We start from the raw sequence: 15,347 nt of genomic DNA, 5'->3' as shown, positions 1-15,347 counted from the left end.
ACCTATGCGGGTGTAGTTCAATGGTAGAACTTCAGCCTTCCAAGCTGATAGCGTGGGTTCGATTCCCATCACCCGCTCCATAAATTTATAGTTTCGGGATGTAGCTCAGCTTGGTAGAGCACCTGGTTTGGGACCAGGGGGTCGCATGTTCAAATCGTGTCATCCCGATACTCAGCTAACCAGCTGACATTTAACTCTTACTCCGGTAGGAGTTTTTTGTTTACTTAAGTGAATGATAGAGTGATAGTGAAGCTCTCCATAACCTAAGTGGGTTTTATGCGTGCTTGTGGAACGGATGAACCTAACATCACAAGATGTGGCGGGAGAACTCGCTCAAGGCTCTGTGACCGTACTTTATGATTGATTTAGGTATTTGGAAGGTTAGGCAATCCAAGCCGTTCTGTTCGATTGAACAGGGTCTTGTTATTAGAATGCTAGGGCGTCAGGAAACCCTCATAATGCTACGAAATGAACCCCACCATTTTTAATGGTTCTTTATATATAGATAATATAAATTTATGCCAGCCATTGTTCTTTACATAAATACCCTGTTAATCAGCCAATATAATAAGTATTTTATGACTGTATAAAACGCCAAATTGGTGTATAATCGTAATTACTGCGACGCTTTACAGCGCAATAAGTTGAAGATTTCCGGGCGGTTTTGTTGTATGATATGTGGAAAGCTTCAAATAGACAATGTTAAGAACATTGATCCGGAAGAGGATGGGGGGAGCAGCATGACCGAACTTACGACTACCGTTAGCAAAAGCAACTCCAACAATCTGCTGCGGCGGGACGTACGGTTCCTGGGGAATATTCTGGGCGAAGTCTTGGTTCATCAAGGCGGTAACGAATTGCTGGAAATCGTGGAGAAGATCCGCGAGACCAGTAAATCGCTGCGCTCATTGTTTTTGCCTGAACTGCACAATGAATTTAAGGAACTAATTAATTCACTGGATCCTGAGAATCGCCACCTGGTGATACGGGCATTCGCCATCTATTTTCAATTGGTGAATATCGCCGAACAGAATCACCGCATTCGCCGTAAACGCGACTATGAACGTTCAGCCGGGGAGACTGTACAGCCCGGGTCCATAGAAAGCGCTATTCAGGAGCTACGCGAGCGTGACTTCTCCCATGAGGATGTCCATGAAATCATGAATGGTCTCTCACTAGAGCTGGTCATGACGGCTCACCCTACTGAAGCTATGCGCCGGGCGATCCTTGATATTCATAAACGGATTTCCGACGATGTAATGGGATTGGATAATCCTACCTTGACCTTCCGGGAACGCGAACAGCTGCGCGAGAAACTGCTGAACGAGGTCATCACGTTGTGGCAGACCGATGAGCTTCGTGACCGCAAGCCTACGGTACTCGATGAAGTGCGTAATGGGATGTATTATTTCCATGAGACGATTTTTCAAGTATTGCCGGATGTGTACCAAGAGCTTGAGCGATGTCTGAGCAAATACTATCCAGGCCAGAATTGGCATGTACCGACGTATCTGCGTTTTGGCTCATGGATCGGCGGGGACCGTGACGGCAATCCTTCGGTGACTGCTGCGGTTACGCTGCAGACGCTGCGCTTGCAGCGCAAGCTTGCTATCCGGGAATATCAGCGTATCATGCGCGAACTCATGCAGTACCTGAGCTTTAGTACAAGCATCGTCGAGGTGACGCAGGAACTGGTGGATTCCATTGAACAGGACCGCAACATTATCAATCTTAACCGGGTTGATGCCTGGCGCAATGACAACGAGCCTTACCGGATTAAACTCAGTTACATGATCTCCAAGATACAGAACGTGCTGGATGATGAGAAAAAGGGTACGCCTGAGCGCTACTCATCACCAGAACGATTCATAGATGATTTGAACGTGATAGACCGCAGTCTGCGTCATCACTATGCGGATTATGTAGCGGATACCTACATTAAGAAGCTGATCCGCCAGGTGGAGCTGTTTGGCTTCCACACGGCTACACTGGATGTTCGCCAGCACAGTCAGGAGCATGAAAATGCGATGACAGAAATTTTGGCCAAAATGAACATCACGCAGGATTACGCTAAACTAGAGGAAAATGAAAAAATTCGAATTCTGGAGAATTTGCTGAATGATCCGCGTCCTCTAACTTCACCTTACCAGACTTACAGTGAGAGCACAGAGGAATGTCTTGCGGTGTACCGCACGATCTTCACTGCGCAGGAGGAATACGGCAAGCAGTGCATTACCAGTTATTTGATCAGTATGGCTGAAGCAGCGAGCGACATCTTAGAGGTTATGGTTTTCGCAAAGGAAGTCGGCTTGTTCCGCAAAGATAATGATGGAACTGTCGTATGTACACTGCAGGCAGTGCCGCTGTTTGAGACCATTGATGATTTACATGATGCGCCACAAATTATGCATACACTGCTTAGTATGCCGATCTACCGTGATGCCGTTAGTGCGATGAGCGATGTACAGGAAATTATGCTTGGCTATTCGGACAGCAACAAAGACGGCGGGGTAGTTACCGCGAACTGGGAGTTGCGTGTTGCATTGAAGCAAATTACGGCTACTGCAGAGGAATTCGGGATTAAGCTGAAATTCTTCCACGGACGTGGTGGTGCGCTCGGACGGGGCGGGATGCCGCTGAACCGCAGTATTCTTGCTCAACCGGCCTCAACCATTGGCGGTGGCATCAAGATTACGGAACAGGGTGAGGTTATTTCTTCCCGGTATTCGATGCAAGGTATTGCTTACCGCAGCTTGGAGCAGGCAACCTCGGCGCTTGTGACGGCAGCTATTAATGCCAGAATGCCTGAGGCTGATCTGTACGAAAGCAAGTGGGAAGAGATTGTGGCCCGGATTTCCGAAGTTTCGCTTAACAAATATCAGGATCTGATCTTCCGTGATCCGGATTTCTTTGCTTATTTCAAAGAATCAACACCGCTGCCTGAGGTTGGAGAACTCAATATCGGTTCCCGTCCTTCGAAGCGTAAGAATAGTGACCGTTTTGAGGATCTGCGCGCCATTCCATGGGTGTTTGCGTGGACGCAGAGCCGTTATCTGCTCCCGGCCTGGTATGCCGCTGGAACAGGGCTGCAGAGCTTCTATGAGGATAAGGAAGAGAATTTGAAGATCATGCAGCATATGTATGAGAACTTCTCCTTCTTTACTACGCTCATTGACACCCTGCAAATGGCTATTGCCAAGGCCGATCTGATTATCGCCAAGGAATACGCAAGTATGGGTAAGAATGAGGAAGCCCGTCAGCGGATATTCGGCCAGATCGAAGCCGAATTCAAGCTGACCTCAGAGCTCATTCTCAAAATTACCGGCCAGCAGGATATTTTAGACAACGTTCCTGTGATTCAGGAATCTATCCGGCTGCGCAATCCATACGTTGATCCACTCAGCTACTTGCAGGTACAGTTGTTGGCCGAGCTGAGAGCTCTTCGCGAGGTTGAAGGCGATGACGCCGAGCTGCTGCGTGAGGTGCTGCTCACGATCAATGGTATTGCTGCCGGTCTGCGGAACACGGGCTGATACCTGATCCGACTTCATGCTTTGTAATATTTGATCATCAAGAAGTAGATCTATGAAGTTGATTTACTGTAGTTAATATTCATGATGTTCTTTCTAAGTTGTTGATTTTTCGAAGCCGGCAAAGCCGCTTCCTTCAAACCCGTCCGCCTCTGGTATGGAGGCTGGACGGGTTTTTGTGTGTTTCTATGTAGCCGGCCTTAATGGCCCGGCAAGAGAAGCGGATCTTGTTCCCTTTATATTAGCTGAAGCTGCCGTTACCGAGCAGCTTCCGGCCTTATGCCTCTCAGCTTTTGTTGCCGAAAGGTAATTTGGGCTGAATTACATGGCATTCCAATGCCGGTGATGGAGCAGCGAAGAGCAAATTTGGAACTGGAGGAGCGGTAGCGATCGCCTTTATTGCCGGATTCCTACCGCTGCCAGCGGTTCGAATCAGGGAATCTGACAATAACAGCGACCGGAAGTCCAAATGTTTCCCGCCGCTGCGATTAATCACCGTCTCAGCAATGCGTGAATTTTGCCCAATATACCTATAGGTAACAATACAATCCTTGATTTTTGCCGGAACATGAATTACGATTTAAATGCTTGTACCGTGGACATTCAAGAGATGAAATACCAAGGGCGGCAAGTCTGGGGGAGTTAACAGGTGGAGAATTTGGAAGGCAGATTGACAAAGCTCGCCTTGAAAGGCGACCAAAGGGCATTTGCCGAGCTTGTGGAACTATATAAAGACAAGATATATCATCTGGCTTACCGGATGCTGAACAACCGCCATGAGGCGGAGGATATCGTTCAGGAGACTTTTTTGCGTGTGTATCGAAATTTGGACCGTTATGATGATAAGCAGAAGTTCTCAACCTGGATTTACCGGATTGGCACGAACCTCTGTATTGATAGGCTGCGCAAGCGCAAACCAACGTATTCGCTGGATGCCGAGATGAACGATCAGGAAGGTATTGACGGCTATTCGATGATCCCGAGCGACAATGTGACACCGGAGACAGAGCTTTTGCTCTCTGAGACACAGTCGCTGATTTATGAGGCTATCGATAGTCTGCCCGTCAAATACAGGTCCGTGATGATTCTGCGTTATTTGCAGGATTTGTCGCTTCAGGAGATCAGTGACGTGCTGGATATGCCCGTAACGACGATCAAGACACGGGTTCACCGCGGACGTGAATTTTTACGTAAAAAATTAGGCCCTAAAATGTAAAAATAGATTTATTTTTATGAAACGTCCTTCAGGGAGCGACGTATGTAAGTTAAGCAAGTCTTATGCGCCCTGTCTCTTTGTTTTGAAATAATTAAATAGCACTCATGAAAGGATTGGCTCCTATGGAATGCAAACTGGCCGTCTCTATGATGCACGACTACCTGGATGACGACTTGCCCGAACTGCAGCAGAGGGAATTGAAGGAGCATCTTCTATCCTGTCCGGATTGCCGTGCGAAGTTCAAAGAATTGGAACAGACCGATATGCTGATGTTCTCGCTGATGCACCAGAACCCTGTTGCCTCGGAGGATCTTGTAGGCCGGATTATGAATTCATTACCGAAATCCAAGAAGGAAAGAGCGTTTATCACTTGGATCAAGCGACATCCCGCGCTTACTGCGGCGTCCTTGTTTATTTTTGTGATGTTGATGAGCTCCGTTACTTTTTGGAATCAGGATAGACAGCTTGTAGTCAGAGGAAGCGACCTCGATCAGGTTGTCATCAAGGGAGATACGGTTATCGTACCTTCCGGCAAAATCATTTCCGGAGATCTTACGGTGGAGAACGGTAAAACTCAAGTATATGGGGAAGTCAACGGCAATGTGACTGTGATCGACGGCACTCTGTACAAGGCTTCAACCGCTCATATTTCCGGGCAAGTCAAAAGCATAGACCAAGCGGTAAGTTGGCTCTGGTATAAAGTGACGAACATGTTCTCTGAAGTTGCCTACCGTTAATTAGACATGGTTGCTTTTAGCAGAAAACTCATTTGCGCCTCTTTTTCCGGAAAGATGGCGCTTTTTTGTTGTCATTAAACGTCTGAAATATAAAACCCCAACGACCTAAACTTGCAACCTGAGCGTGAACGTTATAACCTAGATATTGATACAGAACTTACAGACATTTTACATAAACCCAGCTAATATGAAATGACGGGGGTTTTAGGCAATGAGTTATTTTACTGACCTTACATGGAAAGAGTCCATTAAAGATATAATCGATATCCTGATTGTCAGTTATATTATTTATAAAGTGCTCAATATGGTTCGCGGAACGCGGGCGGTTCAACTCCTGAAGGGGATATTGGTGCTGGTTATTATTTGGGCGCTGAGCACCCTGCTGGATTTGTATACCCTGAAATGGCTGATGAATCAGATTTATACCTTTGGGATCTTTGCGATCTTTATTATCTTTCAGCCGGAACTGCGAAGGGGACTGGAGCAGCTGGGGCGGGGCAAATTTTTTGGACGAACCTCGGAGAATGATGAGGAAGTCAGTAAATTAATCGGCGAAGTCATTAAGGCCATGAATTATTTATCCCAGCGAAAGATAGGGGCCTTAATTGTCTTTGAAAGGGCGACTGGACTTAATGAATTTACTGAATCCGGCATTCCGATGCGTTCTGTTGTCAGCTCTGAGCTGCTGATCAATATTTTTATTCCCAACACCCCGCTGCATGACGGTGCGCTGATTATGCAGGATGGTCAAATCGCTGCCGCAGCCTGTTATTTGCCGTTGTCGGAGAATCCGTTCATCAGCAAGGAGCTGGGGACACGTCACCGGGCGGCCATTGGGATCAGCGAAGTCGCGGATTCTGTGTCTGTTGTGGTCTCCGAAGAGACCGGGCAAATTTCACTGGCGATTAACGGGCAAATTGTTAGGGACATTAAGGAAGAATCGCTCATCTCGAAGCTGCACCAGGAGCTTAGTGCGACTTCCCCGCTGAAGGAGAAAAGTTCTGCTTTCTGGAAACGGAGAGGGGGCAAGAGCAATGGATAAGTGGATGAAGAACAACAACTTCAACAAAATTCTTGCGCTTGTCTTCGGTGTGATTTTATGGACCATTGTACATGTGGATACGGAGCCTACGAACCAGACCACGGTTAATACTGAATCGAAAATCATTGAGAATGTTAAGATAGCAAGAAGCGGATTTGATGACGACAAGTATATCTACACCATGGACGTTGACAGCGTAAGGCTGGAGGTTCGGGGCAAAAGATCCGACCTTAACTTTAAGTTGTCGGATGCCTATAAGGTATCGGTGGATTTAAGCGGATTACAGCCGGGGGATACAACGCTGCCGCTAAACTATTCGCTGCCCAGCGGGGTGATGTATGAATCCATGGAGCCTAAACAAGTGAACGTGCATGTGGAACTGCGGACTACAAAGTCATTTCCGGTCACAATAAGTACGAAGGGCGAGCCGGCGGCGGGTTATCAGGTCGGCACCCCGGTGATTCAGCCGGAGACTGCTGAGGTTACGCTGGCTGACAGCGAGCTGAGCAGGGTGGCTAAAGTGCAGGGGATCATCGAGCTGGATGGCGAAAGTGAAACCTTCAAAGAGAAGAAGCTGAAGTTGTATGCCTATGACAGCAGCGGCAAAGAAATAGAAGATGCAGTGATCGAGCCTGCTTCCGTATCTGTGGAACTGCCGATCACCCTGCCTTTCAAAAGCTTGCCGCTGGATATTAGCTTCAGCGGTCAGCTTCCCGGCTCCCTCGTCGTATCCAGGGTAACTCCTGAGGTCGATGCGGTGAATGTGTTTGGGAACAAGGAGGTGCTGGCAGGGCTGTCCTCCTATGAGGCGACCCTGGATTTAAGTTCTATCACATCTGCGGGTACACAGCAGCTGCCACTGGAGCTTAAGCCTCCTGAGGGAGCCACGAAGGTCGAGCCGGGAACGGTGAAGGTGTCGGTGACGACCGCGGAAATTGCCCAGCGGACGATTGAGGCGGTTCCCATTAAGCTGGAAGGGTTGGCCAACGGACTCACAGCCCTGATGACGGATCCGTCCAGCAAAACTGTGTCACTGACTGTATCCGGGGCACCTACCCTGCTGGATCAACTGGATCAGGACAATATCAGTGTGGTCGCGGATGTCGGCGGTTATGCCGCCGGTGTTCATCAGATATCTCTTCAGGTCTCGCTGCCAAGGTTCATCGTGCTGGTGAATTCCGCTCAGCCGCTTACAGCAACAGTGGATCTGCAAGTACCTTCAACGCCAGAAAGTTCGGAGGCACCAGCTACCGAGACAGCAGTCACCCCGGAGCCAAGTTCTGAGCCTGCTGCCGGTGAAGAAATTACTGCCGAGCCCTCCCCCTCTCACAACGGCGATAGTGCAGCCTCGCCCACACCGTCCCCGACTGAAAGCACGGCAGAGAGCAGCAGTATACCCGCTGGCAACGGGAATAGCAATAATGCCGGAAGCACAGGCGGAACTTAACTTTTTAAACTGGAATACGTCTATTTACATGTATTTTGGTACACGGAATAATTAAACTTTCATACAATAATTCATTAAGCTGAAGCAGCGTAATCAAAGGAGAAATAAAGATGGGTAAGTATTTCGGAACAGATGGTGTACGCGGAGTTGCAAACCGGGAATTAACAGCAGAAATGGCCTACAGTATTGGCCGCTGCGGAGGGTATGTGCTTACGGGTAACGTAGAGAAGCCTAAGGTAGTCATAGGGATGGATACACGGATTTCCGGTCCGTTGCTGGAATCGGCGCTTGTAGCCGGCCTGTTGTCCATTGGGGCCCATGTTATACGTCTGGGTGTAGTGAGTACACCTGCTGTTGCATATATTACAAGATTGCTTAAGGCCGATGCGGGTGTCATGATCTCTGCCTCACATAATCCGGTGGAGGATAACGGCATTAAATTTTTTGGCGGAGACGGCTTCAAGCTGACTGACGAGACTGAACTGCGGATTGAGGAACTGATGGATGCGGAGAAGGATGAGCTGCCCCGCCCTATTGGATCTGGCCTAGGTACAGTTACGGTAGACAACGATGCTAAATATCTTTATCTGGAATATTTAAAGACAACTATTTCCCAAAGCTTCAAAGGAATCAAAGTGGTGCTTGATTGCGCTCATGGTGCAGCGTATGAGCTGGCCCCGCGGCTATTCAGAGAGCTTGGCGCCGAGGTCATTGCCATTGGAGCAGAGCCTGACGGGCTGAACATTAATGACGGCTTCGGTTCCACCCACCCTGAAACCTTGCGTGAGGAAGTACTGCGCCAAGGCGCGGATTTAGGACTTGCCTTTGACGGCGATGCCGACCGCCTAATTGCTATCGACGAGAAGGGCGACGAGGTTGACGGAGACTTTATCCTTTGCATCTGCGGAGATGCCATGAACCGTGCAGGCAAGCTGAAGGATGGAACTATTGTCTCTACAGTAATGAGCAACATCGGTTTCTACAAAGCGACTGAGAAATTATCGCTGAATACAGCCAAGACGGCTGTCGGCGACCGTTATGTGATGGAAGAAATGCGCCGCGGAGGATACAACCTGGGCGGAGAGCAGTCCGGGCATGTCATTTTCCTCGATTATAATACAACCGGAGACGGCATTCTCACGGCAATTCAGCTGGTGGACACGATGAAGGCCTCAGGGAAGAAGCTAAGTGCGCTGAAATCGATGATGATCAAATATCCGCAGGTGCTTGTGAATGTACGTGTGCAGGATAAGACCAACTACCCTAACAATCCGGCAATTGAAGCGGCGATTAATGAGGTAGAAGGCAAGCTTGGCGATAATGGCCGTGTACTGGTACGTCCTTCCGGAACCGAACCGCTGATCCGTGTAATGGCGGAAGGACCGGATAAGGCTGAACTGGATCTTTTTGTCGGTCAGATTGTTGATGTAGTACAGCGCGAATTGGTCTAATTTGTTATTTCTACTGGCAGCCAGTGGATGGAATCGACAGATTTATTCACTGGCTGCCTGATCAATATACCCAGTTTGTTGAAGTGTTCCAAAAGGTTTCACGAGTTATAGCATTGCCAAAGTGATGTAAGGTGCATATAATGATTAAGTGTCATTCCAGAAGGAAAGCGGGGATAGTAAGGTTACAGCAATAGCAAGCGCCAGAGCTTGATCTTGCGCGGGGGAGAAGGGAAAGCCTGCAAGATGCCAATCAGGGCAAGGCTTGAACGGATCACGGCAGATGTAAGCTGACGAGGTGGAGGCGTTCGAAATGTTCGGCGGGGACCTCCCGGTGATGCACCAGAGCCGTAAATGGAAGCGGAAAATGAGCGGGCGACCACTCTTACAACGCGACTATGGGTGCAAATTAGAAATGTTATTTCATGGGTATGTGCGATCTGGAAAGTAAACAGAGGTCTGCTGCGGCAGAGGAGAAGACTGTGCATTTCATGAACACCTAGCAGGTGACAGGTTTATTTTGTTGGACTTATGACTACAACAGAATATTTGCTTTTTCTCAAGTAACATGCCGCACGGCACGTTTCTTTCCTTATGCCGCCCACATTACGATAAAATGGACGGGGGAAAATATAATGTGTGGTATTGTAGGATATATTGGTAATCAGAATTCGCAGGGGATCTTGGTTGAAGGATTGAAGAAGCTGGAGTACCGTGGTTATGATTCGGCAGGTATTGCCGTATTTACCAAGGAAGGACTGCAGGTCGTGAAGGCTCAGGGCCGTATGGCAAACCTGGAGTCGAGACTTGAAACCACTCCGCTGACAGGAAGTGCCGGAATCGGGCACACCCGCTGGGCGACTCATGGTAAACCTTCTGATGAGAACTCCCATCCTCACACCGATGAAAGCCAGAAGTTCTCGGTAGTTCACAACGGGATTGTCGAAAACTACCTGGACCTTAAAGAAGAGCTGATTGCCGGCGGATGCCACTTCACTTCCGAAACAGATACAGAGGTTATTTCCCACCTGATCGCCCGTGAATATGAAGGAGATATCGTAAAAGCTGTTCAAAAAGCGATCACTTTCATGCGCGGTGCGTTTGCACTGGGTGTTCTGACTGAATATGAGCCGGATAAATTGGTAGCTGTGCGTCAAGCCAGCCCGCTGATTATCGGCCTTGGGGAAGGCGAAAACTTTATCGGGTCCGATATTCCGGCACTGCTGGAATACACCCGCAATGTATATATTTTGAACGACGGCGAAATGGCTGTATTGACACGGGATGCTGTCGAACTGATGACGATTGAAGGCAACTTTATTTCTCGGGAAATGATTACTGTCGATTGGGATGCAGTTACCGCAGAAAAAGGCGGTTATGAGCATTTCATGCTGAAAGAAATTCACGAACAGCCTAAGGCTTACCGCGACACTATGCGCGGCCGTATGAATGCTGAAGGCAACAAGGTTATTCTGCCGGAGCTGAACCTGACCGTTGAGCAAATCAAGAATATCCGCAACATCCAGATCGTTGCTTGCGGTACAGCCTACAATGCGGGTCTGGTTGGACGCAGCCTGATTGAATCCCTGGTTCGTATCCCGGTAGAGAACGATATCGCTTCGGAATACCGTTACCGTTCACCAATCGTAACACCGGAAACACTGGTCATCGTTGTCAGCCAATCTGGCGAGACTGCTGATACACTGGCTGCTTTGCGTGAAGGTCAAGCAAACGGTGCGCATGTACTGGCAATCACCAACGTTGTGGGCAGCTCCATCGCCCGTGAAGCCAATGATGTACTTGTGACACTGGCTGGACCGGAAATCGCTGTAGCGTCCACTAAGGCTTATACTTCGCAGATTATCGCATTTACTTTGCTTGGTCTGTACCTGGCTGAAGTACGCGAAACGCAAAGCGAAGCACAGGTTGCCGAGATTCTCGCCGCTATGCAGTCACTGCCTGAGCAAGTGGAAGAAATTCTGGCACAGAAAGAAGCGATCAAAACCTATGCCGAGCAAATTTCAGAGCACAAACACCTGTTCTTCATCGGCCGCGGCGTAGACTATGCGGTAGCTCAGGAAGGCTCACTGAAGCTGAAAGAAATCTCCTACATTCACTCCGAAGCTTATGCTGCGGGTGAACTGAAGCATGGTACCCTGGCGCTGATTGAAGAAGGCGTTCCAGTCATTGCCTTGGCTACCCAGGAGTCCGTTCTGGAGAAAACCGTCAGCAACATCAAAGAAGTGAAAGCCCGCGGCGCAGACGTGCTGGCAATCACTCATGAAGAGCATGTAACCGACCTGCTGAGATCGGTAGATCAGGCATTCGTGATTCCTAAGACCCTGCCGCTGCTGACGTCTGCTTTGTCCGTAGTAACGCTACAATTGCTGGCTTACTATGCTTCGCTGGCCCTGGGCCACGATGTGGATAAACCACGTAACCTGGCGAAGAGCGTTACGGTGGAGTAGTAGGGGTTTTGATAAGAATTCTTGTGTCTGGTGACATTAAAGTTGGTGTACAGACATTAATGTAAGTGCTCGGACAATAAAGTTAGTACCTTTACAAATAGTTGGTCCATGAAGTTGAAGAGGCCCCTTTAATACCGACAAAAAGTCCCGATGATGCCTTAAATCATCGGGACTTTTTTTATGATTGGCTGAGCAATAAAACTTTAACCTAGTTCTGAACTCACAAACATTCCTGTAAGGCTTAAGATTTGGTCTTTGTCAAAAAAGGAGCGCCTCGGTATGATGGGTTTGTCGACGGGTTTATAACCCAACACCATCAAGGAGGCGCTCTTATTATGAAGTTTAAACAATCAGACGATCAAAATCAACGCATTGACCACATCTCACCTTGTTGTGGGTATAGATATCGCGAAGGAAACTCATGTTGCACAAGCGACTAATTTTCGTGGTATCGTACTTAGTAAGCGACATCTTACATTCTCAAATACAATTGAAGGATTCGAAAAATTAGATCGGTGGATCGAGGGAATAGGGCGGAAACACGGCTTAAAGGATCTCATAATCGGGATGGAGCCGACCGGACACTACGGGTATAACCTGGCCAATTGGCTTACCGACAAAGGCATAGGCGTTGTAATGGTGAATCCGGCAACCACCAAACGAAACAAGGAGAACCGCGATAATTCTCCCTCCAAAAGTGATCCGAAGGATGCGCTTGTCATTGCTGATGTGATCAGTCGAGGCTACTACTATGAATACTCGCGACAGGCTATCGTCTTTCAGAAGTTACGAAACGTTATCGGTCTCCACGCCTTGGTCAGGTGAAACGAAGGAATGTAAGGGCATAGACCCGTAGAGTCATGGGATGGTGAACCCCCAAGGAAATTGTGGAGTATGCGTGCAGAAGAATAACACTTGGAGAGCTGTTCCACACGCTTCTTCTGTTCCCGCATACCCAAGATCGAGACAACGGTGTCTAATGAGCTTACTTTCTGAACGTTAACTGTATTCCGAGGCGACGAAATCCTACGAATGAGTGAGTATATGTGAGATAAACCCTTAAAACCGAGGGATGGGCAGGATAGTTTAGAAGTCGTATGGGAAGATTATTAAAAAAACTGAGGGGCGATCTCCATGCGACGCGGTGTAATGACATGTACTCTGATCATAATTTGTTTTTTGGCATCAATTCAAACAGCTTACGCTAAAACGAATCCAGACCCATATAGGGTCATACTTACCTTGTTAACGCCCAAGATACAAGAACAATTAGATATTTATTACAAGGATAAACTGAATGAAAAACCTACGTTTGCTCCATTTCTTGATCCATTGAACGTATTGGTTGGATATCAAGATTCCCATATCATCGTTAATGTAACAGTATCACCTTATATCGGTCCACATCTTGATGTTGGAACTACTTTATTTCCTTCATGATTGACAATATGGGAACGGTAGAAGTAATCGGGTTTGAGCATCTTAAGGATTTTGAGCTGCCCCCCAATTGGAACCACATTATTAAGAATGAGAAAGGTGTGGGCAAAACTAACGAGGAACGATAGCTCAATTCAGACATGACTGCAGCCGGCCAAACGATCGGCTAATCTTTTCATTACGCTAACGGGCAGGATAGCTTGATGATTTCCCCGAATACTCTACATATGGAGCTAAAGTTCGTAAATAAGACGTTATCTGAAATTACTGTAAAGTAAAAAAAACAAGAAAACAGGTGATATTCGTTATGAACTGTCTTGGATGTAGAATCGTAAATCTTTTAGAACCACATGTTAACATTATCTATGAAGACGAATTAGTAATATGCGTATTAGATATCGCACCTTTTAATGAAGGTCATATATTAATACTTCCTAAAAAGCATTTTTATGATTCGGATGAGATGGACAGGGATACTTTATATGCAATTATGAATGCCTCAGTCTACATATCTAAAGTACTTAAAGAAGTCTATAAACCGGATGGAATCACCATTTGTCAGAATGGTGGAATGTTTAATGACTTGACACACTATCACATGCACGTAATACCTAGATTTAAGGATGATGGTTTTACATGGTCCGATCCGATCATAGATCATAAAGCAGGAACTAGATTATTAGAAACAAGAAATAGAATTTTACAAGAAATTGAAAGGGTATCCCAAGGAGATAGTAACTTCAGATAACAATGCCTTCCACGCATCGGCGGACAAGCCGCCTCGGTCGCCAGAGGTATTTCGAAGAAGAGGATTCAGGCGACACATCCGCACCACCTAACCGCATCGCAGCCGCTCACATTCGTTCGCTTAAGGTGGTGGGACATCGTGAACACGGAAACGTTAGCTGAGATTCGGCAAAAACTAAAACAAATTAAAAAACTACTTGGAGTGAATCATTGATGGAAAGACTAGGAGGTAAGGAAGTAAACAGTGTTTTGGGGTACATCGGTGGCGAAGGTGGTTATCTTGGTAACTTTACATATGCTTCTCATGCTCAATTTTATCCTATGTATTGTGGTGTAGACATTGATCCCAATGAATTCCAAGGTACGACAAGGCAAAGATTTACAAGAATATTATCCGAGGCAGAACCATTTATTCAGTCGAAGATATTACATGGAGTAATAGATAAATATACCTTGGAGTTTTTTGAAGATCGGTTCAATGAAGAAATTTTGACTCAATATGAATTTGAACAAAAAAAGCGAATACACGACAACAAGATTACTGGAGTAAGCTGAAACAGGAACATCCTAGTATACTTATTGATCATTCACAAAGTCATTTACAAATCAATCAAATCGTTAATGCAATTAGCAAGCTGCTTGAGAATTTAAATGAGATAAGAAATAACAAGTCTTATACCCATCCCAATGAAGAAATAATTGGTGAAGAAGAGGCGAAACTTGTTTTGAATTTATTTAGAAGTATTTTACAATATATTGATTCCAAAATATAAGGAGAGTTTGGAAGCTGGTCAAAGATGTGCCGAACAGTATCGGAGAGACATCTGCTGAAGTCCCCCTTGCCGATGTGAATGCGGTAAGCTGCTTAACTAACGGGGGAACGAAAGCGTAAAGAGCAGACTGCTAAATCGGCTGCTTTTGTTTAACCTAACTGGCAGTCAAGCGCAATGTTATTATACATCGGATTTGTTTGGATCGGTCTCCAGAGGATGCGAACGATGCTGACAATTTTGTGCAAGAAATGCCCGGCAAGTCACTTTTATTTACGATAGTATTTAACTCGAAGGGAGAACGATGGATTGGTTGGAGAGGATACTTATTTTCCAAAAGCTGACGATTCTTCAATTCAAATACGTTGTTAAATCAACGACTCTAGTCTAATACTTTATTTTCACAGAACATCAAGTAGTCGTCATCCGTATCAGAAAATTACACAGGCCTTACACTTCGAAACGCAACAGTCTGTATAATGGATGATGTAAATTCTATAGCTGC

11 protein-coding genes, 2 tRNA genes and 1 pseudogene are annotated in these 15,347 nt (G+C 46.8%); all 14 read left to right on the top strand.

Annotated features, from left to right (window positions below):
• The first annotated feature begins 6 nt into the window (after positions 1–6).
• The 14 genes and pseudogenes from AC3WT9_RS29565 to AC3WT9_RS29500 all read left to right on the top strand — a co-directional run bounded on the left by AC3WT9_RS29565 (position 7) and on the right by AC3WT9_RS29500 (position 14,845).
• Positions 7–80, top strand: a tRNA-Gly gene (locus AC3WT9_RS29565).
• Between the two features lie 14 nt (positions 81–94).
• Positions 95–168: transfer RNA gene (locus AC3WT9_RS29560), tRNA-Pro, on the top strand.
• 572 nt (positions 169–740) lie between these two features.
• Positions 741–3,533 carry a phosphoenolpyruvate carboxylase gene (gene ppc / locus AC3WT9_RS29555; RefSeq protein WP_341097793.1) on the top strand — a complete coding sequence of 931 codons (2,793 nt, stop codon included), beginning with the start codon at positions 741–743 and terminating at the stop codon, positions 3,531–3,533.
• Positions 3,534–4,179: 646 nt separating this feature from the next.
• Complete coding sequence (gene sigW, locus AC3WT9_RS29550; protein ID WP_038596958.1) at positions 4,180–4,746, top strand: RNA polymerase sigma factor SigW; 567 nt, start codon at positions 4,180–4,182, stop codon at positions 4,744–4,746.
• A gap of 122 nt (positions 4,747–4,868) precedes the next feature.
• A complete protein-coding gene (locus AC3WT9_RS29545; protein WP_038596956.1) occupies positions 4,869–5,483 on the top strand; it encodes a zf-HC2 domain-containing protein in 615 nt (204 codons plus the stop codon).
• A 211-nt stretch (positions 5,484–5,694) separates the two neighbouring features.
• Complete coding sequence (gene cdaA / locus AC3WT9_RS29540; protein WP_038596954.1) at positions 5,695–6,525, top strand: diadenylate cyclase CdaA; 831 nt, start codon at positions 5,695–5,697, stop codon at positions 6,523–6,525.
• A complete protein-coding gene (locus tag AC3WT9_RS29535) occupies positions 6,518–7,972 on the top strand; it encodes a CdaR family protein (RefSeq protein ID WP_341096582.1) in 1,455 nt (484 codons plus the stop codon). Before cdaA ends, AC3WT9_RS29535 begins: the two co-directional genes overlap by 8 nt.
• A gap of 110 nt (positions 7,973–8,082) precedes the next feature.
• Positions 8,083–9,423, top strand: coding sequence for a phosphoglucosamine mutase (glmM, locus tag AC3WT9_RS29530; protein WP_341379899.1), 1,341 nt, complete (start codon positions 8,083–8,085; stop codon positions 9,421–9,423).
• 632 nt (positions 9,424–10,055) lie between these two features.
• Entirely contained in the window at positions 10,056–11,888 is a 1,833-nt protein-coding gene (gene glmS / locus AC3WT9_RS29525; RefSeq protein WP_038596945.1) for a glutamine--fructose-6-phosphate transaminase (isomerizing), read from the top strand.
• A gap of 335 nt (positions 11,889–12,223) precedes the next feature.
• Positions 12,224–12,689: pseudogene (locus AC3WT9_RS29520) on the top strand (IS110 family transposase); the annotation flags it as partial.
• 333 nt (positions 12,690–13,022) lie between these two features.
• A complete protein-coding gene (locus tag AC3WT9_RS29515) occupies positions 13,023–13,328 on the top strand; it encodes a DUF3888 domain-containing protein (protein ID WP_341379898.1) in 306 nt (101 codons plus the stop codon).
• 304 nt (positions 13,329–13,632) lie between these two features.
• Positions 13,633–14,073 (top strand): HIT family protein, encoded by a 441-nt coding sequence (locus AC3WT9_RS29510; RefSeq protein WP_341379895.1) that lies wholly within the window; start codon positions 13,633–13,635, stop codon positions 14,071–14,073.
• A gap of 212 nt (positions 14,074–14,285) precedes the next feature.
• Complete coding sequence (locus tag AC3WT9_RS29505) at positions 14,286–14,627, top strand: hypothetical protein (RefSeq protein WP_341096576.1); 342 nt, start codon at positions 14,286–14,288, stop codon at positions 14,625–14,627.
• Positions 14,624–14,845: an abortive infection family protein gene (locus AC3WT9_RS29500; RefSeq protein ID WP_341097792.1), complete on the top strand. Its 222-nt coding sequence runs from the start codon at positions 14,624–14,626 to the stop codon at positions 14,843–14,845. The genes AC3WT9_RS29505 and AC3WT9_RS29500 overlap by 4 nt, the downstream gene beginning before the upstream one ends.
• Positions 14,846–15,347: the final 502 nt, after the last annotated feature.

Source organism: Paenibacillus sp. EB106-06-01-XG199 (genome assembly GCF_058791575.1).
Note: the sequence above shows the minus strand (reverse complement) of the source record. Positions and strands in the feature narration are given on the sequence as shown.

Bases quoted from the DNA above. Each gene is read 5' to 3' on its own strand.
- ppc (WP_341097793.1), top strand. From the start codon at position 741: ATGACCGAACTTACGACTACCGTTAGCAAAAGCAACTCCAACAATCTG.
- AC3WT9_RS29545 (WP_038596956.1), top strand. From the start codon at position 4,869: ATGGAATGCAAACTGGCCGTCTCTATGATGCACGACTACCTGGATGAC.
- cdaA (WP_038596954.1), top strand. From the start codon at position 5,695: ATGAGTTATTTTACTGACCTTACATGGAAAGAGTCCATTAAAGATATA.
- AC3WT9_RS29535 (WP_341096582.1), top strand. From the start codon at position 6,518: ATGGATAAGTGGATGAAGAACAACAACTTCAACAAAATTCTTGCGCTT.
- glmM (WP_341379899.1), top strand. From the start codon at position 8,083: ATGGGTAAGTATTTCGGAACAGATGGTGTACGCGGAGTTGCAAACCGG.
- glmS (WP_038596945.1), top strand. From the start codon at position 10,056: ATGTGTGGTATTGTAGGATATATTGGTAATCAGAATTCGCAGGGGATC.
- AC3WT9_RS29515 (WP_341379898.1), top strand. From the start codon at position 13,023: ATGCGACGCGGTGTAATGACATGTACTCTGATCATAATTTGTTTTTTG.
- AC3WT9_RS29510 (WP_341379895.1), top strand. From the start codon at position 13,633: ATGAACTGTCTTGGATGTAGAATCGTAAATCTTTTAGAACCACATGTT.
- AC3WT9_RS29505 (WP_341096576.1), top strand. From the start codon at position 14,286: ATGGAAAGACTAGGAGGTAAGGAAGTAAACAGTGTTTTGGGGTACATC.